General features: G+C 63.6%; 13 protein-coding genes and 1 tRNA gene. 1 reads left to right on the forward strand and 13 read right to left on the reverse strand.

From position 1 onward, the window contains the following. Positions 1-256: 256 nt before the first annotated feature. The 13 genes from AC5RVD_RS11530 to AC5RVD_RS11590 all read right to left on the reverse strand — a co-directional run bounded on the left by AC5RVD_RS11530 (position 257) and on the right by AC5RVD_RS11590 (position 23,477). Positions 257-1,282: a M28 family peptidase gene (locus AC5RVD_RS11530; RefSeq protein ID WP_494126984.1), complete on the reverse strand. Its 1,026-nt coding sequence runs from the start codon at positions 1,280-1,282 to the stop codon at positions 257-259. 247 nt (positions 1,283-1,529) lie between these two features. Then, on the reverse strand, positions 1,530-2,780 hold the full coding sequence (locus AC5RVD_RS11535; protein ID WP_494111528.1) for a heparan-alpha-glucosaminide N-acetyltransferase domain-containing protein: 1,251 nt from the start codon (positions 2,778-2,780) through the stop codon (positions 1,530-1,532). A gap of 22 nt (positions 2,781-2,802) precedes the next feature. Beyond that, entirely contained in the window at positions 2,803-8,283 is a 5,481-nt protein-coding gene (locus AC5RVD_RS11540) for a Pls/PosA family non-ribosomal peptide synthetase (RefSeq protein ID WP_494126985.1), read from the reverse strand. 139 nt (positions 8,284-8,422) lie between these two features. After that, a complete protein-coding gene (locus AC5RVD_RS11545; RefSeq protein WP_494111557.1) occupies positions 8,423-9,802 on the reverse strand; it encodes an aspartate kinase in 1,380 nt (459 codons plus the stop codon). Positions 9,803-10,021: 219 nt separating this feature from the next. After that, a complete protein-coding gene (gene ectB / locus AC5RVD_RS11550; RefSeq protein WP_494111558.1) occupies positions 10,022-11,377 on the reverse strand; it encodes a diaminobutyrate--2-oxoglutarate transaminase in 1,356 nt (451 codons plus the stop codon). 607 nt (positions 11,378-11,984) lie between these two features. After that, positions 11,985-14,687, reverse strand: a complete 2,703-nt coding sequence (locus tag AC5RVD_RS11555; protein WP_494126986.1) for a LuxR C-terminal-related transcriptional regulator — start codon at positions 14,685-14,687, stop codon at positions 11,985-11,987. Further along, on the reverse strand, positions 14,684-16,888 hold the full coding sequence (locus AC5RVD_RS11560; RefSeq protein WP_494126987.1) for a helix-turn-helix transcriptional regulator: 2,205 nt from the start codon (positions 16,886-16,888) through the stop codon (positions 14,684-14,686). The genes AC5RVD_RS11555 and AC5RVD_RS11560 overlap by 4 nt, the downstream gene beginning before the upstream one ends. A 632-nt stretch (positions 16,889-17,520) precedes the next feature. Further along, positions 17,521-18,501 carry a ribose-phosphate diphosphokinase gene (locus tag AC5RVD_RS11565; RefSeq protein WP_493978678.1) on the reverse strand — a complete coding sequence of 327 codons (981 nt, stop codon included), beginning with the start codon at positions 18,499-18,501 and terminating at the stop codon, positions 17,521-17,523. Continuing rightward, a complete protein-coding gene (glmU, locus tag AC5RVD_RS11570; RefSeq protein WP_494111532.1) occupies positions 18,498-19,991 on the reverse strand; it encodes a bifunctional UDP-N-acetylglucosamine diphosphorylase/glucosamine-1-phosphate N-acetyltransferase GlmU in 1,494 nt (497 codons plus the stop codon). Before glmU ends, AC5RVD_RS11565 begins: the two co-directional genes overlap by 4 nt. A 101-nt stretch (positions 19,992-20,092) precedes the next feature. After that, positions 20,093-20,164, reverse strand: a tRNA-Gln gene (locus tag AC5RVD_RS11575). A 110-nt stretch (positions 20,165-20,274) separates the two neighbouring features. Beyond that, a complete protein-coding gene (locus AC5RVD_RS11580) occupies positions 20,275-21,813 on the reverse strand; it encodes a putative bifunctional diguanylate cyclase/phosphodiesterase (protein WP_494111533.1) in 1,539 nt (512 codons plus the stop codon). Positions 21,814-21,847: 34 nt separating this feature from the next. Beyond that, the gene (locus AC5RVD_RS11585; RefSeq protein WP_494111534.1) at positions 21,848-22,234 is read right to left on the reverse strand and encodes a SpoIIAA family protein; all 387 of its coding nucleotides are present in this window, start codon (positions 22,232-22,234) and stop codon (positions 21,848-21,850) included. Positions 22,235-22,439: 205 nt separating this feature from the next. Then, positions 22,440-23,477, reverse strand: a complete 1,038-nt coding sequence (locus tag AC5RVD_RS11590) for a hypothetical protein (RefSeq protein WP_494111535.1) — start codon at positions 23,475-23,477, stop codon at positions 22,440-22,442. 202 nt (positions 23,478-23,679) lie between these two features. Here AC5RVD_RS11590 and AC5RVD_RS11595 point away from each other — a divergent pair, with 202 nt between their 5' ends. Beyond that, on the forward strand, positions 23,680-23,847 hold the full coding sequence (locus AC5RVD_RS11595; RefSeq protein WP_494111536.1) for a hypothetical protein: 168 nt from the start codon (positions 23,680-23,682) through the stop codon (positions 23,845-23,847). Positions 23,848-23,869 lie beyond the last annotated feature (22 nt).

The raw sequence follows: 23,869 nt of genomic DNA on the forward strand, positions 1-23,869 counted from the left end.
GACCCGCCGCACCGATACCAGCGCAGAGAAACGAAGCTGCTAGCCACCGTCGATAACGGAGGACCGGTTCCGGCCCTCCCTCGCCTAGGCAATGGTTGAAGTTTATCAGGATCAGGCCGCAGGCCCGAATCACGCACCGGGAGGAGCCCGCAACTTCGACTGGCTGGCGCGGACCAGTAGATCAGGGTCCGGAAACGGGCCATTCCCCACACTGGTGGCAGCCGTGCTCCGAGCCTGTCAATTGATTAGCCGCCGCTTACTCGAGGGCGCTGCTGTCTTCAGCCAGGCTGGTGGCGGCGTGGGTGATCGCGTCGGTCATGATGCTTAGAGCCTCCAAATCGACGTTGCTAATGTCATCGCCTGGCTTGTGGTAGTTCGGGTCGCGCGGCTGCCCCGCAGCGCCGCCGAAGAGGATGCCCTCCCGGGCCGACTTTCTCTCGTTGCTGCCGGTGAACAGGCCGCCCACTGCGACATCTTCCTCAACGAACGCGACCTGATCGGAATAGAAGTCCCAGTCTGTGGACACCCAGGGCTGGTCCCGGGAGTCGAAGTAGTCCGTGAAGAAGTTCATGATCTCCAACGAACCGTCGGGCACGTCCCGCAGGGAGTCGTTATCGGTTCTACGTGGGTCATAGACCGCGATGACATAGTTGGGCGAGGCGACCATGTCGACGTTCAAATAGGCGGCGATGTGGTCGAGTTCGCCGCTGTCGTCCTCTACCAAGTCCTCGACATAGTGCTGGGAGCCGAACGCCTCCGGAAACTCTTCCGCCCCCCACCACGCGAAGCGCACTTTGTTGTTGGGTTCACTACGTTGGCTGAGTTCTTGCGCGGCCTCCAGCAGAGCCGCCGCGCCGGAAGCGTTGTCATTGATCGCCGGACTGTTCCGCACTCCGTCGAGGTGTGCGCCAAGCATGATCACGTTCTCGTCATCGCCGCCAGCGGTCTCGGCGATGATGTTGAAAGACTCATAGTTCTCGCCGCGACTTTCGAAAGTGAAGTACTGGCGCCAGCTTTGATAACCGGCACGCTCAAGTTGCTGTTCTACGTAGTGAGCCGCGGCCTCGTATCCGGAGGTGCCGGTCGCCCGGTCACCGTGCTCGTCGGCAATTGCTTGAAACTCTTCCAGATGCTCGTACGGCGTGGCAGCCAGCGCCGGCGGCCCGGAATCGTCCTTCCGCACCATGGCCAGGACAAGCGCCACCAGGATAACGACCAGCCCGAGCGCCGCGAAGACGACAATTGGCCTCTGATACAGGGTTCGGGGCCAGTGCCGTTTCATGTCACCCTCATGTGTCCAACATCACGACAGCATTCTAGCGTCCGGGCTGTCGGCCAGCGAATGTCGGTGGCAGGCCTGTAGGCGTTCCGGTGGCAGGCCTGTAGGCGTTCTGGTGGCAGGCATGCAGGCACAAGGATGAAGTCCCCAGGGGTAGACCTCGCTTGGCCAGTTCAGTATGGATGCGGTGGTGCCCACAAGGTTGCCGAAGCACTTCCCGGCCTGTGCGCCCGGGGCAAGAGGTCCCTCATCAGCGGGGAACCGTTCCGGATGCCGCAGGAGAGCCGGACGACCCGTCGTCCGCGATCTGTCCGAAGTTTCTGGCGGCCGCGGCGACCGGTCTCTCCAAGGGGCCTTGTCCCAGCCAGCGGCGCCAGATTACACCGAACGCCACGGCGACCGATAGATGCACGATGAACCACACAAAGGGTGCCTCGTAGTGCACCTCCGGGCTGAGCGCGAGCAGGTGCGCGGAGTAGAGGGTCAGTGTCATCGAGCCCATCGCGGCAAGGGGTGCCAGCAAGCGTGCGGCCGCCCGCTCGGCCAGGAGGAACAGGCCGGTCGCCAACAGACCGAGACCGAGGCTGCTGGCGATTGCCAGCGGCATGTTGGAGTGCGGTGTCGCGATAGCGAGCCACCAAGCGGAGGTGTCCGGAATGATCCCGGGCCCAAAGACAAGACCATTGTCCAACTCTTCCTCCGTCATCCCGCTGGTGGCGAGCAGCCGCTCGAAGCCTCCCATGGCATACAGCAGGATGGCTGAGGCTGCGTTGGACAAGATCGCCAAGCCTGCACCGATAACGGCGATATATCCCTGCACCTTAGGCTTCCGCAGGTCCAGTCGTCCGATCCCCAAGCCGGTCAGGATGTAGCACATGTACGCCAGCGCCGGATATGAACCGGTCAGCAGTAGATCCGAGGCCACGCCGGCCGGTTCGAAGAAGAAATGCCCCACGGTGGGGTTGAACGTCGACGATGTCGGGAGCATTGGATCCAGCTTCTGCAGCAGGATCGGCGAGACGATGCCGAAGACCGCTGCGCTGATGAACAATGTTTTGGGCCGCAGATGGAGGAAAGGAATGGCGAGCAGGAAGAATACCGAGTAGTAAATCAAGATGCCGTAGGCAGGAGGGTCCTCCTGCTGCAAAAAGGGCGCGATCGTCAGGGCTATTGCTGCGATCAGGACGGCCCGCACGGCCAGTCCCAGACGGTCCCCCGCCATTCGCCGCCCCGTGTGCGGTCTATACCCGCCGGAGGAGAGGGCCAGACCCACTCCGGCGAGGAGGGCGAACAGCGCAGCCGAGTCGCCGGCGAAAAGGATCCACGCCAGGGTCGGCTCGTGGGTTTCCTCATTCGCGTCCGGCAGGATGTGAATGGCGATCATCCCGACGAGGGCCAGACCGCGGGCCGCGTCGATGCCGACCAGCCGCCTCCGCTTCTGCATCGACTCACCGGCCGCAGGGCTGACGTCGCGTCCCTGGCTGTCCTGAATGGGGCCCATCTTCGTCCCTGCCTTCCGGTGCCTAGACAATTTCCCGTGCCGGGTTGCCACCGTACCGCGCGCCCTCCGGCACTTGGCTACCCTTCATCAGGAAGGAGTCGGCCTCCAGCACCGAACCGTCGCCCATGGCGACGTCGTAGAGCACGTAGGCGCCGACGCCCAAGGTGGCCCCCCGGCCGATGGTAATGGCGTCGAGCTTGAAGACGCCGTCCTCCATTGAGTGGCACTGCACGACGCTGGCGAGATTGAGGGTCGTGTCGTCGCCGACGGCCACCAACGTCTTCTCCGGGATGACGCAGCCGTCGTCAAAGACCCGCTTGCCCATCCGCACACCATGCAGGCGCCAGAACAGGGGCTTGAACGGGGTGCCGTCGAAGAAATACAGCGGATAGGTGATGAACTTCCAAAACCGTTCGTGCCGCCAGAATTTCACGTCATAGATGGAGCAAACAGTCGGGACCATCGCTTTGAATCCCTGGGCGGCACGCTCAAGCACGATGAAGAAGGCGATCATGAAGGCGCCGAAGCTGACCGTGCCCGCATAGAGTCCGGGGCCCGGTACACCGGGGAACAGAATGATGGCGAGTGAGAACGCCAGCATGCCGGCGAGGACGAGAACCCACCGGCTGGCCAGATACAGTCCAATCGAAATTGCATTGTGCCGGTTTTTGGCCGGCAGCCGGCGGGCGATTTCCTTCTGGCTGTCGATCTTGAGGAACGCTGTGTCCTGATTGACCGAGCGGGGAATCTCGAATGCCGGTGAACCGAGCAGGCCGACGTTTTGCCTGACCTCGCCGTGGATGGGAACCATGACTTTGCTGCCGAAAAGAACGTTGTCGCCGGCACGAGCGCCGGCGGGATACGGAATGTCGTTGCCGAAGAAGTTCTTCGCCCCGATTTCTACCTCGGAAACGCGGAAGGACGTACTCGAGTAGTTGGCGTTGCTGATCGACACCCCGTCGGAGATCATGGTCCCGGATCCCACGGTGGTCAGGTAAGGGTTGTCGTGGTCGAGTTCCGTCCCGAAGTTCGACCCGGTCTGCTCCAGATTGGGCTGCTTGTAGCCGAGCATACGGAGGTAGTGCACAGCCAGGGAGCTGTCCCCGCTGATATGCATGAACTGGAAGACATTGGTCATCCGGAAGATGAGTCGGTGGGCCGCATAGCGCAGACCATACAGCGGATAGGCCTCCCCCGGTTTGATCAAGAAATTGAGCACTCGAGGAACCGTCAACATTGCTGCCAGACCGACGAACATGCCACCGAACAGCAAGACGAAAGAAGCCAATGCGAGATCCAGGTAGAACCCCGGGTTCGCATGGTTCACGTGGCCGGTTTCCACGTAGGCCGGCAGGAGCAGCGCGATGGCCAACAGAAGCAGCGGGCCGAACAGGACGGTGTTGCTGATCAGGACGAACGCACTGTAGGTGACCCGTCGCCGCCGGCTAACCGGCAGCGGCTCAACCAAACGGTAGTTCACGTCCGTTGGTACCGCAGGGGATCCGTGCCAGCTTTCGCCGGCGGGTACGGACTGCAGTCGCTGCAGCGACGACGAGTGGCCCAGCTGCGCTCCATCACCCATCGTAGAGTCAATGTCCAGCACGCACCTCTCGCTGATCAAGACGTCCTGGCCAAGGGTGACACGGCCGGTCTGGATCCACCCGTTATGGGCCCGGTAGCCCAAGTAGAACGTATCCCGATTGATCACCGTTCCGCTGCCGATCGTCAAGAGGTCGGTGCACACAGGAGTAATGGGGGTGAGGATGGTGACGTTGGCGCCGATCTTCGCCCCCAGCAACCGCAGATAGAAGGGAAGGATTGGCGTGCCCACGAAGAACGCCAGCGGGTTGATTCTAATCAGCGCACGGACAAACCAGAACTTGACGTATGCCAGGGACCAGATGCGGATGTTCTGCTCTTTCCACCGTCCGAGGATCAGCCATTTGAGCAGGATCGGCACGATGCTGAGGGCCAGAAAGAAGCTGACCCCGACGATGACCGAACGTCCCCAGATCTCCAGGACGTCGGCCCCTGCAATGACCCAGGTGTAGCCGGCCACGATCGCCGTGATGAAGGCGTAGGAGTAGCCGATGGAGAGCGCTGCTTGCAGGACACCGCAAAGCACGATGTCGAAAGTGGAAATCCGCCCTCGTTTTGGCCGGGTGGGCGCTTCCTGTTCCGCCCACACGTCGGCCGCGGTCGGAGAAGCGATCGCCGCAGCGAGCCCTCGGATCGTCGGATGCTCATAAATGACCTGCAGACCGACCGGCGGCAGGTCGGTGTTTGAGCGCAGCGCAGCGGAGAAGCGCGCCATCAGCAGTGAGTTGGCCCCGAGGTTGTCGAAGATGTGAGCCTCGACGGAGACGCGTCCCAATCCCAGCACGTCAGCGAGCTGCTCCGCCAACGCCGCCTCTGCGTCCGTCGCCGGCTCGCAGTACTCGGCGTCAACCGAAGCGCTCACCCGGTTGCTGGGCGTCGGCAGGTTCTTACGGTCGGCCTTGTCGCTGGGCAGCATCGGCATGGTCTCAAGCTGCTCGTAGAAGGCCGGGACCATGTAGCTCGGCAGTCGGTCGCGGAGCTCCTCCCTGATGATCTCGGGCGCGAGATCGGAGACACCCTTGCGCAACGTATAGAACGCGGCGAGCTCGGTCATCCCCGGTGCTGATTCATGCGTCTCGACCACTGCCTGAGCAATCCCGGGGACTTGCAGGAGCACCGATTCGATCTCGGACAGCTCGATCCGGTATCCGCGGATCTTGACCTGGGTGTCGATCCGGCCGTGGTACTCGATCAACCCGTCGTCGGTGATGCGGCCAAGATCGCCGCTGCGATAGATTCGTCCGGAGGGGTTGTTCGGAATGCCCATGAAGTCGGGGATGAAGACTGAATCTGTCTTCTCGGGATGATTCACGTAACCGACCGCCAGCCCGATCCCGGCGATGCCGATCTCACCCATTTCGCCCCGTGGCAGGGCCCGTGGCTCCTCGGGATCCAAAATCATGATCGTGTAGGTCGGCAGTGGTTGGCCGAGTGTGATCGGCTTGTCGGGATGCATAACGTCCCACGTGGCGGTCACGGTCGCTTCGGTAGGCCCGTAGACGTTGAGGAACCTCCGGCCCGGCCGGTGCCAGCGCTCGGCCAGATCCCGCGGGCAGGCCTCACCGGAGACCAGCAGAAAACGCAGACCAGGGAGCTCATGCTCAAGTGTGGCCAGCAGGGTGGGTACACAACACATCGCGGTAACACGGTTGTCGATGACGAACCGTTCCAGGTCTGCCCCGAGCAGGCTCTTCGAACTCGGCTTGGGCACCAGAGTCGCACCGACCATCCATGGCACCCACATCTCCTCGACGGAGAAGTCGAAGGCGATTGTCAGCCCCTGATAGACGCGGTCATCGCTCTGATATCCGTAGACCTCGGCGGCGACCCGGACAAAGTTGCAGATGCTGGTGTGTTCGATGGCCACCCCCTTGGGACGGCCGGTGGACCCCGAGGTATAGATGATGTAGGCCAAGTTCTCGACCGGGTCGGGCTTTTCGCTGTCGGTGAGCCGGGAGCCGGGCAGACCCGCGATGTCCGCGGCGGCCGTGTCCAAACTCAGGGCGCGGGGGCAACCTTGCGGCAACAGGCTGGCCAGGTGGCTCAAGGTCAGCACGCAGCTGGCGCCGGAATCCTCCATGATGTAGCCCATCCGGTCTGGCGGGAATCCGGCGTCCAACGGCACATATGCCGCCTGAATCTTCAGCACCGCCAGCATCGAGACGTAGGACCACAGTGCATCGTCGAATAGCAGCGCAATACGGTCGCCGGACCGTGCTCCGTCGGCGAGCAGGTGACGGGCCAGCTGATTGGCCCGCGCGTCAAGCTGGTCGTAGGTCAACGTCGAGTCCCCGGAGTCGACCGCCAACTGGCTTGCTCGGCCTTCGCGGCGCAGCGAGTCGCATCGGTTCTCGAAGAGCGCCTCCAGACGCTCACCCGGCGACCACCGCACACTTTGGCGGTGCGAGGACTGCAGCAGCAACGGGTCCAAAGTAGCTGCCGTCGCCTCACGAGCCGCGTCAGCCGCGGGCACCGAACCGTCCGAGCGCACCTCGTACGGCGCCGCACCGCGCTCCGTCTCGCTGAGTTCGAGTCTCCGTCCGGCAGGTTCGGCATGCCCGTCGGCCCGGCCGATAAATACCAGACCTTCATGATCGGCGCGGACAAGGTCTCCGGTGCGATATGCCCGAGGCCAGCCCAGGGTGTCCATGGGAGCATACTTCTCGGCATCTTCGCTGGGATCGAGGCACCTGCCCAACCCGACGCCGCCGATGACCAGTTCTCCTTCTTCGCCCCAAGCGACAGGCGCGTCGCCCTTGCCCACCACGGCCAGTTGCCAGCCGGGCAACGGCCGGTCGATGCGCACCGGAGTCGACCCGTCGGCCTGAGCGCAGGCGACGACGGTGGTTGCGGTGGGCCCGTAGGTGTTCCAGACCTCCCTGCCCGGGGCGGCCAGTCGCGCCGCAAGATCCGCGGGGCACGCCTCGCGGCCGAAGATCAGCAACCGCACGTTTTGCAGCGATTCCGCCTGCCAAAGTGCAGCCAGGGCCGGCACCGTGGGGACGACGGTGATACCCCGGGCCGCCATCCACGGACCCAGCTCCTCGCCGGATCGGACCACCTCGCGTGGGGCCGGCACCAAACAGGCGCCGTGCCGCCAGGCCAGCCACATCTCTTCGCAAGTGTCGGCACTGACGGGAAGACCGGCCAGCACACGATCGCCGGGCCCGAGCGGCTCCTCGGTGCAGAAGACGGACGCTTCGGCGTCCACGAGAGCGGCCACCGACCGGTGGGAAAAGGCAATCCCCTTGGGCCTGCCAGTCGAGCCGGAGGTGAAGATGATCCACGCATCATCGTCGGCGGTGGGCGGGCGAACTTCCCCATGGGAGGGCGCGTCCATAACGGGACGGACCCGCAGCCCGGATTCGACTACAGCGCATACTTGAGCCTCTTCCCAGACCCTCGCAGCCCGGTCCCCTGGCTCGTCAGGATCGACAGGGACGTATGCCGCGCCGCGGACGAGCACGGCCAGCACGGCGATGTAGAGGTCGACCGTATCCGCGGCCATCAGGACGCCGACCCGGTCGCCGGTACCGATCCCGCGTTCGCGCAGGTCCAGGGCCAGGGACTCGATCCGCCCCAGCAGCGCCAGGTAACTCAGCGAGGTGGTGCCATCATCCAGCGCTACGGCGTCCGGGTACTCGTCCACGGTGCGAAAAAGGATGTCCAACAAAGTTCGAGGGGTCGGTGCAGGGCCCCCTGAGGACACTGCGGTCGTGGGAGCAACCGTGCTGCCGGCGCGTCCGTTGACTGCTGCCGGGGCCTGGCCGGTGCGGGCGGCCAGCGCGACGAATGTTTCCGGAGCCGCCTTGTGGGCACCGGCCCGCCGCTTCCGCACCGGCATCTGTCCGACGAGCATGGTGGTGTCCTCTGATCCAGAGTACGAGTCCTCGGCTGGAGCCATTGGTACCTCCCGTATCGGCGGTGCTTTTGGGTAGATGGGTTACTGCGGTTAGCCCCTGCTCACGTGGTGCAGAAAGCCAATGTCCTTGTGCCGGCTCGGCAGAGGGTCTGCGCCTTGGGCCTTTCCTTTCAGCCCGACGTCACAGGGAAGATCCTGGCCGGGTAGAGGCAGCCGCCTGAACGACGAACGGCGGAAGAGTGTCTTGCGTGCGGTCCCCCACGGCTTCCCTTTCCAATGGCGCGGCTTCTTTTTCCAAAGGCGTCAGGCCAAAGGCGATCTGGAGCGCGCGGACAGCATCGGCAAGCTCATCGGTGCGTGCCACAGCCGCGATGCACAGCTCCGAAATCGAGATCATTTCAGGACTGATTCCGGCGTCCGAGAGCGCTTTGAAGAAAGTGCTCAAGGTAGCGGGCGAAGAGCGCATCCCGAGTCCAGTGAGCAAGACCTTGCCCACTTCGTCATTGTGATAGAGCGCTTCAAAACCGATGCAGGTCTGGGCCGCGTCCAAAACCGAAATAGCTGCCGGCGCCTCCGCGGATGGAAGGGTGAAGGTGATATCGGCGGTTTCGGCGCCAGCATCCCGCGGATTTTGGGCGATCATCTCGATGTGCAGCCCCGATGCGGCGAGTTCCTGAAGGAGCCGCGCTGCGGTCCTCGAGCAGGTTGGGATGCCGGCGACGGTGACTTGTGCTGCAGAGTTGACGCTTGCCACGCCCGAAACCAGGGTCTGTTCGCCTGCGTGCGCATTCGAATGGGGCTGGTCGAGACTGGGCAGAATCATGGTGCCCCGCTTTTGCACGAACGAGGATCGGACATGAATGGGGACACCGAAACGACGGGCGTATTCAATGCATCGGAGGTGGAGAACCTTTGCTCCCGCGGCCGCGAACTCAAGCATTTCCTCGCTGGCGAGCACGTCAATCTTGCGGGCATTGGGTACTATCCGCGGATCCGCCGTATAGATACCGTCCACATCCGTATAGATCTCACAGACGCTTGCACCCAGTGCTGCGGCGAGCGCGACGGCGGTCAGGTCCGAACCTCCCCTTCCCAGAGTGGTGACCGTTTTCCCTTTGCGGCTTTTACCCTGGAACCCTGCCACGACGGCGATCTGACCGTTCTTCAGGCAGGTGCGGATCCTGCGCGGATCGACATCGATAATGTGCGCTTTGCCATGGCAGTCGTCGGTGATGAGGCCCGCCTCGCTGCCGGTGAAAGTCCGGACATCGGCCCCCAAATCCGCCAAGGCGATCGCCAGCAAGGCCGCCGAAACGAGTTCGCCGGTCGTCAACAGGGTGTCGAGTTCGCGGGCAGGTGGATGCGGCGAGACACTGGCCGCGAGATCCAACAACTCGTCGGTGGTGTCGCCCATGGCGGAAACCACCGCCACTACTTGATATCCGGAGGCCTGTGTCTCAGCCACCCGCTGAGCAGCGCGTCGAATGCCTGCGGCATTCGCCACCGACGAGCCACCGTACTTCTGCACTATGACGTTCGTCGGTCGTCCCGCCGCGCCCATCGTTACCGGCAATCCGCCCGGCAGCGCCCCGCCGCTCGTCGAGGCACTGCGCGGGAGGGCGAATGAGTCCTTCGCCGTCCGGACAGCAGCCCCATCCATGCGCTTGAAGTTTTTCACCCTGGCCCCCCGATCTTCGTGGACTGCGCTGCACCTCGGTGCGGTGCCCTGCCCGCCACAACTCCGGACCGCCCTGCGGCGCGCGGCCGGAGCGCTTTCCACCTATCTGCCAATGTGCTCGGCCGGCTCACTGACTGCCTGCTGCAGAACGGAAGCGGACGCCCGTGCCCTCGGAACTTCCCCGCCGCGGTTGATTGATACTTCGTCGCGCCGCTCACCGGTAACCGACCCGACCGCCTCTGCAAGAAGGTCAAGCCCGCGGGTCATGTTTTCCGCGCTGATGGTCAGCGCCGGCATGGTTTTGACCACTTCTCCCTCCGGTCCGGAGGTTTCTACGAGCAAGCCTCGGGCGAAGGATTCGGCGGCAACTTTTCGTGCCATTGTCCGGTCCGGAAAATACAGGCCGGCCAAGAGTCCGCGGCCGCGGACACGGGCGCCTTCGGTTCCGGCCGCCATCGTTGCAAGAGCTGCGTGCAACTGTGCGGCCCGAGCAGCGATGTCTTGTTCGAATCCGCGGCCGTTCCAGAAGTGCTCCAGCGCAGCGGTCCCGGTGACGAAGGCCGGGTTATGCCCGCGGAAGGTGCCGTTGTGCTCGCCAGGCTTCCAGATGTCTAGTTCGGGCTTTGACAGCATGAGGGCAAGCGGCAGTCCGAAGCCGGACAGCGATTTGGACAGGCAGACAATGTCGGGGCGGATGCCTGCTTCCTCAAAACTGAAGAACGTGCCGGTGCGCCCGCACCCGGCCTGAACATCGTCAACAATAAGAAGCACACCGTGCTGGTGGCAGAGATCGGCGAGCCGCCGCAACCACTTTCCACCGGCCGCTCTGAGCCCTCCCTCGCCCTGGACAGTCTCCACGATGACTGCGGCGGGTTTATCCATTCCGGACCCGCTGTCCTCCAACGCATGCTGCAGCCACAGAAAATCTTCCGTCGGCTGGTCGAAATAACCATCGTAAGGAATGCTTGAAGCATTATTGAGCGGAACTCCTGCGCCTTGGCGCTTCATTGAATTGCCCGTCACCGCCAAGGCGCCGAGCGTCATCCCGTGAAACGCATTGGTGAAGCTCAGCACCTGGTGCCGGCCGGTAACCTTGCGCGCCAGCTTCAGCGCCGCTTCGACGCTGTTCGTCCCGGTGGGGCCCGTGAACATGACCTTATAGTCCAGCCCGCGTGGCGCCAGGATAAGTTCCAGGAACGTCTCTAAGAATCGCCGCTTTGCCGTCGTCTTCATATCAAGTGAATGAATGACAGAGCCGGAGCGCAAATACGCAATCAGCGGCTCCAGCAGAAGCGGATTATTGTGCCCGTAATTAAGTGCGCCTGCGCCGGAAAAGAAATCCAGATATTCCCTGCCGTCCTCGCTATACAACTTGTCCCCGGCGGCGTGGTCGAAAACGGTGTCCCACGTCCGGCAGTAACTGCGGACCTCCGACTCCAGGGATGCAAAAATGTCCATCATTTGTCTGCCTTAGCTGTCGTGGACTGGCCCGGGGGTATCGGGGGTATCTCCTCGGGGCGAGGGGAGCATAGGACTGCCGGGGGCCCGGCCCGGACGACCCCGGCGTCCCATCCTGCTGCCTCGGACGGTGCGGGGCCGTCGCATGAATGTCCATGCGGGTGGCGGACCCTCGAGACCTTGACGAATTCTTCGATCATGACCATTCCCCAATGCGTTCAACCGGGTCCCCAATCCGTTCCACCAGACGGATTCTGCGCTCGACCAGCGTGCGCTGAGCTACTGCCGTGACGCTGTGAAGCGCGTTGCTGCCCGTGGCTCAGGTGAGGCCCGTATCCCCAATGCGGTGCCGGGATGGATGCACAGCCCGCCGACGCATGTCTGCGGACTGTCCCGAAACCGATGTCGTCGAAAGCCCCATGCCCCCTTGTGTTTTCCGGTGCTTTCGACAGTTTCAGCCTAGGAAGCGGCTACGTAGTTTGCCCCAGTAGCCGACACTCGACTTGGACCGCCAAATCGGCTGATTCCCGCACGGCCGGCCCGACTGCCTACTTGCTGCTTGCCAAGCGGTACTTGGATTCGCGCGTTCAGACACTTACTGATGGCCTCACTGATCGAGTACTTCGGCATACTGAATCAGCTGTTTGCGGTTCTCAACCCCGAGTTTTAGATATATCCGGTAAAGGTGTCCCTCGGCTGTCCGGGGAGAGAGCGTCAAGGACTCCGCGATCTGCTTGTTGGTGGCACCCTGACGCACCAGGAAGACAATCTGTTGCTCCCGCGCGGTCAAGGCCGGTCCACCCCCACGGACACGCTCGATCGCAGGAGTCGCTACACCCTCGAGTTGACGCAGCGCCACCCGCAATTGGTGCAGTGCACCGTTGTGCTGGCGCTGAAGCCCCTGCCGCTCGTAGATGCCCGATGCCCATGCCATTGCCGTGGCCGCGAGCAGGTCTTTGCCTGCCCGCGTCGCCATCTCGGCTGCTGTCATCAGGTCCCCCGGATCCGATGATGCCCGGCCGGAAGCGACAGCCGCCAAAGCCTGGGTTTCGAGTCCATCCAACGGGGCGCAGAGTTCCGCGAGACGGTCCGCCCCGGCACCGTCCCCGAGCAGCAACTGCTGCTCCAGGATCTCTTTCTCCGCGCTCACCCATCCCGCGGCCCTGGCCGTCGCCGCGCAGGACTCAAGTTCTCCCTGCAGAAGGACCGGAATCGGGCGTGCCTTCCCCGGCGGACCCTCGCGGCGCGTTGCAGCAACCGCAGTGAAGGCAGAGGCCACGAGCAGGCGCGGGCGCCTCCCGGTGCCCGCTTCGTCCTGCAAGCCCATGCGGAAGTCTGTGGCTTGCTCGCCGTTGCACAACATCGCTTCAGCAGCTGCCGCAGCTCCGACCGCGGAAGGAAGCAGCATCCCGTGATCCTCATGCCGCAGCGGCCCGAAACCCTCCGCCAACGCTTGGACCGCAGTCTTCATTCGGCCCTGTCGAAAGAGAAGCAGTCCTCGGAGAGCGGGTTCGGTACCTGAAAACCAACGGTGCCGGCACGGAGCGCTCCTGCCGTAATCATCCAGGGCGCGTTCGGCTTCCTGGTAGCGGCCGGAGATCAACAAGGACTCCACGTGGCGGGAGAAGACGAAAGGATAGAGTGCCCGCAGCGAGGGAGTCGCTTGGACCAACTGCAGGGCCTCTGTCCCGGCTTCCGCCGCTTGCCGAAAGTGGCCCGTTTCCGCGAGACACAGCGCCTTGACGGTCCCGGCAAGCAGCCGGGCAACAGCGCCCTCAACTCCACCGGCAGGGGCCGCCAGCTGATCAAGGGCCGTTCTGAAGTCTCCTTCCAACATGTGGGCATAAGCCCTCAGCAACCAAGCGCCGGTTGCTGCATCCAGGCAGGCGTCCGCGGCGACCGGAGCGTCGCCCGGGCCTGTCGGGGGTTGCACTCCCGCTGCTTCCATCCAACCGCCAGAAATCTTTTCCAGCTCAACCCGGTAGCCGGCTTCCGGCTCAACCAGGGACGCCCGGAGCAGCGCGGCGGCCGCGATGGTCCGATGGTCCGCGGTGTCCTTGACCAGGTCCAATGCCGTTTTGGCATTCGTACTGTCGCCAAGCCCCCAATGGGCGCGCGCCAGTTCCACATGGGCCGCGGCAGAATCGCCGGTTGTGGCCGCGGCATTGGCAAGCCGGAAGGCCAGCGGATGCTCACACTCGTCATTGGCATGACGTGCGGCGCGCAACGATTCTTCCAGTGATGGCGGCCGGCCGGCATCGATCTTCCAACGCACCAGCTCCACACTGGTTCTTCCCGGTGATGGTTCCAGACGTTGCAGGACATCAAGGAACTGGTCCAGCAGTTCCGCGCTGCGTCCTGCGGGAACCATGGACCGGATAACATCGGCGTACGGCGGAAACCGGAGCCGCACGGTGAGGTCCCCGGCCTGCATGTCGGCCAGCAGCCCAGCCTCCTCCAACGATCGGACCACCGCGCTGTCGAAGAGGGAACCGGCCGCTGCCGCCGGCACCGAGCCAGCCAGTGCGGCGATGTCCAATACACGCCGCTGTGATGCATCCAGCCCATTGACCAGTCCCTTGAACAGATCAGTGGTGACTGGATCGAGTCCAACGGGTTCCCGGATCATCCGCCACAATCCGTGGTGCTCTACCGCAGCGCCTGTTTGCGCAGCGTGGTCGGCCAGAGCTTTTAGCAGGTGCGGATTTCCCACAGACTTGTGCTGCAGCAACTGCACAGTTCCGCCCGCTATCGTCCCTCCGAGCATCTGCTCGAGGGTGTTGCGGACTTCCGCCGTCGTCAGCGGAGGTACTTCGAAGGCTTCCAGGATCCCGTCCTGGCACAATCCAAGGAGTTCACGCGGCTGCGAGTTCCAGCTTCTACAGAGCGCCAGGATCTTGAGCGAACGCGCCATGACCAGTTGCGCCAGCAGATAACTGCTCGCGTCGTCCAGGTCATGGACATCGTCGACAATCAGCAACACGGGACGTGCCTCGCCGTCGGAGCCTTCGGCAAGGGAGGAGCGCACTGTCCGCAGGACTGCCAGCGGAGAGTCCAACTCCGCCGAGGTCACTCCCCTCAGATAAGGAAAGAGCGCCCCGTAGGAAACGTTTGCCAGCGTTTGTTCGGCCCGTGCCCGCTGCACCCGCACCGTGTCCCCAAGGCTCCGGACTACCTCATCCGCGACGGTTGACTTCCCTATCCCGGTGTCCCCGTAAAGCACCGCGCCGCCGGTGGCATGGCCGGCCAGACATCCTGCTACGGCATCGATGAGGTTCCGGCGCCCGCCCCCGGAGCCGGGGACGTTCATGCCGTTGTGCCCGGAGATTCCGGAGCCAGCATCTCGGCCAACTCTTGACGGCTGCGAATGAGCAGCTTGGCAAATACCTGGTACAAGTGGCCTTCCACCGTTCTGGTCGAGACACCGAGTTCCTGGGCAACAGCGTGGTTGCTGCGGCCCTCAGCAACACACCGGGCTACGTCCTGTTCACGCGCCGTGAGGCGCCCGCGCCATGCGGCCTCGTAGCCTGGTTCCGCCCCGTCCGCCAAGAGCGTACGAATGTTGCGCCTGACCCTGCGGAGTACATCGGCCCGTCCAGCTCTGGCTGCGGCCGCCTCAGCTTGGCCGGCCACGTCGCGGGCGAAGGCCAGGTGACCGGCACGTTGCGCTTGCTCGGCCGCTTGGAGAAGCAGGCTGGCGTTTCCGGCGGCAAGCCCCTTCGCATACGTTTCACAGACAGCCGCGAAAGGTCCTTGGCACCGGGTGGCAAGTTCCAGCATCCGTTGGTCCTCGTCGACCCCGGAAAGTCGCGCCATGGCCGCCAACGTCATCAGCTCCATGGTGCCCACCGCCGCCGACCGGTCCGCAGCCGCCTGCTGCCGAAGCAGTCGCAGCGCACCATCGACGTCGCCGCCGGCCGCCCGCGCCAAGGCGCGAAAATGCCGTTCCAAGCGGCTGATGAGCCAAGGGCTTGGACCGCTGCCGGGGGGCTCTCCTCCCGTCTCACCCCCGACTTCATTGAGCACGGCGCGGCAGTAAGCCCAGGCCGCTTCGGCGAGCGGTGCCAAGCCGTCCGGGTCCGCTTCCGACACTTGGGCGCGGGCGGAACGCAGCAGGCCTGCTGCACGGTGCAGTTCACCGGTCAAGGCCAGCACGATGCCGTCAACCAGTTCCTCCCAGGTACCGCCGGAATCACCATGGCGGCCGTACCGGCGGATACTTTCACCAGAGCCCAGCCACGAGCCGGACAGCAGGTAAGCCGCGGCCCGGTGCTGTTGAATTTCAAGGCGTAATTCCTCGGACACCGTTGCAAGCTCCGGCCGGGGTTCGTCGGCGAACGCGAGCGCGTCATCGCCGCGCCCGGTGATGACCAGGGATTCGCAGAGCAGGGCCCGGCTGAGCAGCCTCTGCCAGGTCGGGACAAAGGGATCCTCCGCACAGTTCCGAAGCAGCCCTACCGACCCATCGTACTCACCGTGGAAGACCATGGACCGGGCCGCGTCCAGCGGCGGCACCAAGCCGTGCTGGACCGGTCCTGGCTGGCTGCGGGCGCCGGCCCTCCGGTTCACCGCTAGTGGCCGGGACCGATAATGGCCGTCGGGCGACGTGGCGCGCAGGGCTTCGGCCATCAGCCGGTCGGCGATTTCGGCCACTGGTAACGGACGGTAGCCGATGCCAACTATTCCGCGGTGCTGAAGCTGGTCCAAGGCGTCGCCGCGGCCGGTCGCTTGCAGATCGGACAATGACAGACCGCCGGATGCGGCCAGCCGGCGGGCGAGATCCAGCACGTCATCGCTTAAGCCGCTCAGGGTCGCACACACCGTGCTTACCGTGAGCGGTCCCAGTCTGACTGGGTTCCCGGTATGAACCCATACACCGTGCCGTTCCCGGAGAGCACCTGACGAAACATAGTCCCTGACCAGCAAGGGAACGAACCTCGGGTTCCCGCCGGAATGCGCCTGCAGCACCCGCGCTGCCTCGCGTGAAAGCCTTCCGTCCAGCCCGGCCGCAGCCAACTCGCCAACTTCCGCCTGATCCAGCGGAGGCAGGTCGATGCGCTGCATTCGCGGGTCGTGGCCCAGGTGCAGGAACGCCGGTGGAACCGCCGAAAAGTCCCGGGCGAGGATGATTACCCGCGCGTCTCCCCGTGTGACCAGTTGGCTGAGCAGTGTGGCGGAGTCGCCGTCGAAATGCTCCGCATTATCGATGAGCAGGACGACGTTTCTCCTGCCGGCTGCCTGGCTGAGCTGTTGTGACAATCCGTCCAGAACCAGCATGGGGTGCGCCAACTGCGAGTCATCCAACTCGGCCAGCAAGTAGGTCAGCGCGCCGTAGGACCGGCTGCGCGCGTACGCGGTGCCCCGCAGCTGGACGACCAGAACACTCGCCCCAAGATGCCCGGCCACATGCCGTGCCAGCAGGGTCTTCCCGTATCCGGAAGGCGCGACCACGACTGCGCCCGCGGATTCCCTGTCCGTCAGCGCTTCAAGAACCGCTCCTGTTGCTTCCACCCGGCCGATCAGAACGGTGTCCGGGCCGGGCACAAGCGCATGACTGAATAAAGTTCCAGCCTTCATGGCGAGACCGTCTTTCTTCCCCTGCCCCCAGCGCCCAACCCCAATCGGACGTGAAATTAACCATAGCCAGCAAGCCGGGCCTTGTATACGAGTAGCAGGTGGGCCGGGAACGGCAGCGGCAGACGATCCACGGTGGCGAAGGCACAGTCCCGGTCTCGGAGGACTGCTCCACCTCGGGACCACTCTCGGCCTTCGCATCAGCGGTGAGGGGGAATTCCGCTGGCGCTCCGGCCGATTCTGCCATGGCCGCTCCCGGCCCACATCCCTAATGTAGGAGCCTGGGACCACGCCTGCACGGGGGGACGCTACGCGTCTTGACGTTGCGCTACCTAGATATCGGCTGCGGGCTACCCGGGTGGAACCAGCTCACAGCCAGCGGTCACTTGCCACTCCAGCCGTAGGGCTGCGGATCTAAGTTCATGCTCCGGGCGACGCTCCGCGGCAATCCTCCGCCGGACATGGAAAACGGAGCCGACGATGGGGTGGCCCGTTTCTTCAGGCCCCCGCCGCCGGCCCCGTTCGGGAACCCGTTATGGCTGGTTGGAACTTAGTTCAGAACGCCGTTGTCAGGCCTTGCCGTCGAACAGGCTCGTGACCGAGCCGTCTTCGAAGACCTCGCGGACCGCGCGGGCGATCAGCGGAGCAATGGAGAGGACGGTCAGTTCCTTGAAGTTCTTCTCCGGCGGGATTGGCAGCGTGTTGGTGACCACCACTTCCCGGGCACCGCTCTCGGAAAGCCGGCGGGCGGCGGGATCGGAGAACACGGCGTGCGTTGCCGCGATGATGACGTCCTTGGCGCCGGCGTTCTTCAGCACCTGGACGGCGCCGGAGATGGTTCCGCCGGTATCGATCATGTCGTCGATCAGCACGCAGGTGCGTCCCTCGACCAAACCGACGACCTGCTTAGACACGGCCTGGTTGGGCGCGTTCACGTCGCGGGACTTGTGCACAAAGGCCAGCGGAGCCCCGCCCAGTCGCTCGGCCCACTGTTCAGCAACACGGACGCGGCCGGTATCCGGGGACACGACGGTCAAGTTGTCCAGGTCGACCCGTGTGCGGACATACTCGGCCAGGAGCGGAATAGCCATGAGGTGGTCGACTGGACCGTCGAAGAAACCCTGGATCTGCGCCGTGTGCAGGTCGACGGAGATCAGCCGGTCCGCGCCGGCCGTCTTGTACATGTCGGCCACCAGCCGGGCCGAAATCGGTTCCCGGCCGCGGTGCTTCTTGTCCTGCCGGGCATACGGGTAGAACGGAGCCACCACGGTGATGCGCTTGGCGGAAGCCCGCTTCAACGTGTCCACCATGATCAGGTGCTCCATCAGCCATTCGTTGATGGGAGCCGGGTGCGCCTGGATTACGAACGCGTCGGTACCGCGCACGCTTTCCTCGAACCGCACGTAGATCTCGCCGTTTGCGAAGTCGTAGGCGGACGTCGGCAGGAGGTCGATCTCCAACTCTTTGGCGATCTCCCGCGCCAGTTCCGGATGGGCGCGTCCGGAGGCCAGCACCAGCCTCTTTTCGCCCTGTGCCTTGATTCCGCTCATGAAGGATCACTTTCTGCAGTTGGGGATTGCGTGGAGGAAGTTCGGGAGGCAGCTTCTGCAGATGAGCTGCCGGGGCGGTTCTTCTGCACCCAGCCGTCAAGGTTCCGCTGCGGTGCGACGCTGACCGCGAGCGCTCCGGGCGGCACATCTTTGCGGATCACCGCGCCTGCGCCGGAGTAGGCACCGTCGCCGACGCGCACGGGAGCGACAAAGACGGTGTTCGAGCCGGTGCGCACGTTCGAGCCGATGACGGTCCGGTGCTTCTTCTCGCCGTCGTAATTGGCGGTGATGTTGCCGCAGCCAATGTTGGCGTTCTCACCGATCTCGGCATCGCCGGCATAGCCCAGATGGGACAGCTTGGCGCCCTTGCCGATGCTCACGTTCTTGGTTTCGTAGAACGCGCCAATCTTGCCCTTTTCGCCCAGCACCGTGCCGGGGCGCAGGTAGGTGAACGGGCCAACCGTGGCGCCGGGCCCGATCTCGGAATCGGTGCCGTGCGTCCTGACCACCGAAGCGCCTTCGCCCACGGTCACGTTCGTTAGGGTCGTCTCCGGCCCCACCACCGCATCGGAGGAGACATGCGTGACGCCGTGCAGTTGTGTGCCGGGCAGCAGCGTCACGTCGGTACCGAACGTCACCGTCGAGTCGATCCAGGTCGATGACGGATCCACGATGCTGACGCCGGACCGCATGGCAGCGTCCAAAATTCGCCGGTTGTGCTCCGCGCCAAGGGCCGCCAACTGGACCCGGTCGTTCGCCCCCTCCACCTGCCAGCGGTCGGCGGTGACGACGGCGGCCACCCGGCCGCCGTCGGCCCGGGCCAGCGACAGCACGTCGGTCAGGTACTTCTCACCCTGGGCGTTGTCCGTGGTGATCTTGGACAAGGCTGCGCGAAGGACACCGGCGTCGAAGGCATAGATGCCGGAGTTGACCTCGCGGATCGCACGCTGTTCTTCCGTGGCGTCCTTGTGCTCGACGATGCCCTGGACACTGCCGTCGTCGGCGCGGATGATCCGCCCGTACCCGCCGGCGTCATCGAGGACCGCGGTCAGCACGGTGACGGCATTTCCGCTGGACGCGTGCTCGGCCACGAGTTCCTTGAGCAGCGCCGTGGTCAGCAGCGGAACATCGCCGTAGGTGACCACCACAGGGCCGTCCAGTTCGGCAGGAAGCGCATCCAGCGCCACTTCCACTGCACGCCCCGTACCGGGGATCTCGTCCTGGTCGACGATCAGTACGTCCGGGTCCAGCGAGGAAATGTGCTCCGCCACACGGTCGCGCTCGTGGCGTACGACGGCGGCGAGCACCGTGGGTGCCAGGCCGCGGGCCGCGGCGAGCGCGTGGCCCACCATGGAGACTCCGCCGATCTCATGCAAAATCTTGGGCTTTTTGGACTTCATCCGGGTGCCCGCCCCCGCGGCCAGGACGATGACCGCTGCCGGTGTTGAAGCGTTTTTGACGTTTTTTTCAGGGACGTCCTGGGGGCTCACTAAGTGGCACTCCTCGCTGCGCTGATTCCGGTGTGGCCGGTGCATTTCTGTTAACGGCATACTACCTGCCGCAACACCGCCTGTTTACCGGCCGGTGGTCGTTCCGCCCATAGGATTCGAACCTATACTCCACGGCTCCAAAGGCCGGGGTGCTGCCATTACACCAGGGCGGACTGTGCCGCCACGAACGCTGACCCGGTGGCACAAGTGTCCATTTTGCCACGTTTGCCAACCTCGATGCGACTCGGCGGCATGGGCCGCCGGCAGAGGGCATCCGTACCTGTCACTCGGCCGGGGTCGCCAGGCTCAGTTCGTCCTCGCAAGACGGCTCGGCGGCCGCCGGCAGGCAGGCACCGCTGCGCAACAGCTGGGCGATGCGAGATGCCGACACCGGCTTGCTGAAGTAGAACCCTTGGCCACCGGTGCAGCCAAGATCACGCAATTGTTCGGCCTGCTCCCGCGTCTCGATGCCCTCGAAGATCGCGTCCAGCCCCGCGGCACGAATGAGCTGGAGTACGGCGCCGATGAAATCCTGCTGTGAACCGTCGGCCGAATGGGTAGCAATGATGGACCGGTCCACCTTGACCAAATCGACCGGCAACCGGCGCAGGTAACTGATCGATGAGTAGCCGGTTCCGAAGTCGTCGATCTCAATGCCGATCCCGAGCTTTCGCAGGGCCAGCAAGGAGTAGGTTTCGACTTCGCCCCCGGTGACCAGGCCAGTCTCCGTAATTTCCAGGACCAGCGACTCGGCCGGCATTCCGGAGTCCCTCAGGACCCCGCGAACATGCTCCACGAAGTCGATGCGCTGAAGCTCGGCCACCGAGAGATTTACACGGATCTGAAACCCCGGATCCAGCGTCAGTTCGGCGGACCACTGGGCAAACTGGTGTGCGGCCGCGGACAAGGTCCACCGGCCGAGATCAACTATCAGGCCGGTTTGTTCCGCCATGGGAATGAAATCGCTCGGCATCACACGTCCACGCACCGGGTGATTCCACCGGACCAACGCTTCCACCCCGATCGGCAGGCCCGTGCACAGATCCACTACCGGTTGGTACTCGAGCTCGAAGCCGCCGGTCGCGATGGCTCCGCGGAGTTCCGACGCCATCTGGTTGTGCAGTTGGCGTGCCTGGAGCATGTGGGATTGGAAAATTTTGGTGCGGTTTTGAGGGTCTTTTTTCGCCTCGTACATGGCCGTGTCTGCGTCCAGCAACAGGCTCTGCGCGCTCTGTCCCGCATCTGCCACGCGCACGCCGATACTGGCCTGCGGCCATACAGTGACTTCGTCCAGTTGGATCTCGTCACTAAGCACGTTCAGAATGCGCTGGGCCACCTGAAGCGCGAGGTCCGTCGTTGCACGCGGAAGAAGGATCGCAAATTCGTCGCCGCCCAGCCGTGCCACCGTGTCGCCGTCGCGCACGATGGACCTCAGCCTGTTCGCGACGACCGTGAGCACTCGGTCGCCGGCGTCGTGGCCAAAGCTGTCATTGACCTGCTTGAAGGAATCCATGTCCAGTAGGAGCAATGCCGGGGCCCGCTGGCCAGACCGGGCATCATCGAGCGCGACGTCCATGTCCTTCGCCAAAGCCGTTCGGTTCGCCAGCCCTGTCAAAGCATCCGTCAGGGCCATCCGGCTCATGTCCCGATGGGCTTGGCGCAGCTCAGCCGTCCGTTGCTCGACGCGCTGTTCCAATTCCATGTAGCTGAGCTGCAGCTCCTCAGCCAGGAGGTTGACGCCTGTGATGACAGCATCAATGTCGTCGCGGGCCGGTGAGGGCTGGATTCTGGTGGTCAGATCGCCCCCGGCCAGGCGGACCATGCCGTCGACCAGCAGCTGGAGCCGCGGGTCGGAATTATGCGGCATTGTCCCGTTCCAGCCACGCAAGGGCCTGTGGTTCGGAATCAAAGTAGCGGACCGGGCATTCCGAGGGTTCGGCTCCGAGCACGAAGTTAGCGATTACCCGGTCCACCGGCGACTCACCCACGAGGGCAATGGCGGAAGCGTTAGTGTGCCGCCCGAGCATCGACCGCGCCATGCGGGAAATCGATGTTACTCCCTTCATCCGCATCAGCACGCGGCAAGGGTGTCCGCCGGAAAGCACACGAAGCTGTGTTGAGGTATGGGCCGCCACTTCGTCGGTGAAGGCTGCTCCCCGCGGAAGATCGACGCTGATAATGCCGACGCCGGCACTGATCACATCGGCAGCAACGGCATTGGCCGCGTCAACCGCGGACCTCATGCGGCAGCGTCGTCGTTGGGTACCGCTCCTACTACCCTCTCGGGCCAACCATGACCTAGCACGTGCATCCGCTCCCCAACGATTCGATGGAAGCTTTCGCTCCCGTCCAATAAATCCAGAACTTACTGCTTCGGAACTGCCAATTGTTCACAGCGTAAACGAACGGAGTTCACGACACGCCCAATGACACGATAAAGAATTTAAGTTACGAAGCTCGCGGAATCTCCGCGATTTCTCCAGCCACCTGGGCCGCCCGATCCTTCGCCCCAGACTGGTTGAAATAGGACTGACTGTCCTTTAAGTGACGTATCGCCGAGGCAGAATCGCCTTGTGCACGAAGTGCCTTGCCCAGGAGCCAGTTAGCCTCGCCCGCCGTCTGATGCGCCATCGATGGAGATTCGGCGCATATCGGCACGAGCAGCCGGACCGCCTCGGCGTATTCGTTTCTGCGAAGATGCCAATGAGCGCGATTCATCTGATTTGAACGAATCATATCGTCCGTCACACCTACAATGGATGCAGCCAATTCGGCTCGGTCCATGCAATTTTCTGTTTCCGCGTCTGAGATGCCTGCTGAGAGTCGCATTGCGGCTGAAGCCCTGTTAAACCACGCCCACAGTGCCAAATCATTCGATGGCGACAGGCGTTCCGCGGCCAATTGGTGGTAGCGCACCCCGTCACTCGCGTGCTGACGCAGGAAGGCAACATTCCCAACGGCCCAATACCCTTTCCCTGCCATTTGCGAGTCGGTAGAGGCTTCCAGCAGCTCGATCAGGCTTTTGCAATGCTCCCAAGCTTCGTCGTTATCACCGCGCTCTGCCAAGGTAGCCACAAGAGCGGTGTGCGCCTCTATGCGGATTTCCAGCCGCAGATCATCAGAAACACCGATTTCGACTGCGGCTGCGGCGTCTGCCAGTGCGGCATCTAACTCCCCTAAACCTTGCAGGGACACGGACTCCAGCGTCAGCACGCGGCACATCAACTCGGAGGACTCTGCTGTGAGGGGGTGTTTTCGAAGCCGCTGCGTCATCGCGATGCAATCCTGCTGTTGCCCTAAATCACGGTGGCATTCCGCTTCCAAGAAAGCCATATGCCACCACGTACCCTGGTCACCCGCCTCGGCCGCTTTCTCAGCGCAGTCGTTGGCGAGCAGGCTCGCCGTTCGAAAGTCACGCTTGAAGAATGCCTCCCGCGCACGGAGCTCAAGTAAAACTCCATCGCCCGAACCAGTAGCCGGTCCCATATGTCCTCCATGCATCCTGACCGCGGAATGGTCACCAGACGGTTCCTGCCTCGATCATATTCGTTGCAAGGCTTTGTCCCGCGCTCAAAGCCATGTGTCGTTTAACCTAGCTCTTTCGGCACTTCGCTATGTAGACTGACGACTGTCACCGCACTGTATGGATTTGCAGATCCGTGCATAAAGAAAGAATGAGGGAACCAAGATGAAGAAGTTTTCTGCATCCGTTCTGGTTGCTGCAGTCCTGGCAGTTGTTGGTGCCGCGGCGCCGGCCGCTGCCGCTCAGTCCAGCGACCTGTCTGCCACCGTCATCCAGAGCAAGACCGTTGATAGCGGCAGCTTCGGAATCCTGATCGGCAACTGGCCGCACTAAGCAAGTAAATAGAGCAGGGATT

This window comes from Arthrobacter sp. THG-b23 (assembly GCF_059091265.1).

Excerpts from the sequence above, each read along its gene's own strand:
- AC5RVD_RS11530 (WP_494126984.1), bottom strand. The coding sequence starts at position 1,282 with ATGAAACGGCACTGGCCCCGAACCCTGTATCAGAGGCCAATTGTCGTC.
- AC5RVD_RS11535 (WP_494111528.1), bottom strand. The coding sequence starts at position 2,780 with ATGGGCCCCATTCAGGACAGCCAGGGACGCGACGTCAGCCCTGCGGCC.
- AC5RVD_RS11540 (WP_494126985.1), bottom strand. The coding sequence starts at position 8,283 with ATGGCTCCAGCCGAGGACTCGTACTCTGGATCAGAGGACACCACCATG.
- AC5RVD_RS11545 (WP_494111557.1), bottom strand. The coding sequence starts at position 9,802 with ATGGGCGCGGCGGGACGACCGACGAACGTCATAGTGCAGAAGTACGGT.
- ectB (WP_494111558.1), bottom strand. The coding sequence starts at position 11,377 with ATGGACATTTTTGCATCCCTGGAGTCGGAGGTCCGCAGTTACTGCCGG.
- AC5RVD_RS11555 (WP_494126986.1), bottom strand. The coding sequence starts at position 14,687 with ATGAACGTCCCCGGCTCCGGGGGCGGGCGCCGGAACCTCATCGATGCC.
- AC5RVD_RS11565 (WP_493978678.1), bottom strand. The coding sequence starts at position 18,501 with ATGAGCGGAATCAAGGCACAGGGCGAAAAGAGGCTGGTGCTGGCCTCC.
- AC5RVD_RS11580 (WP_494111533.1), bottom strand. The coding sequence starts at position 21,813 with ATGGTCCGCCTGGCCGGGGGCGATCTGACCACCAGAATCCAGCCCTCA.
- AC5RVD_RS11585 (WP_494111534.1), bottom strand. The coding sequence starts at position 22,234 with ATGAGGTCCGCGGTTGACGCGGCCAATGCCGTTGCTGCCGATGTGATC.
- AC5RVD_RS11590 (WP_494111535.1), bottom strand. The coding sequence starts at position 23,477 with ATGGGACCGGCTACTGGTTCGGGCGATGGAGTTTTACTTGAGCTCCGT.
- AC5RVD_RS11595 (WP_494111536.1), top strand. The coding sequence starts at position 23,680 with ATGAAGAAGTTTTCTGCATCCGTTCTGGTTGCTGCAGTCCTGGCAGTT.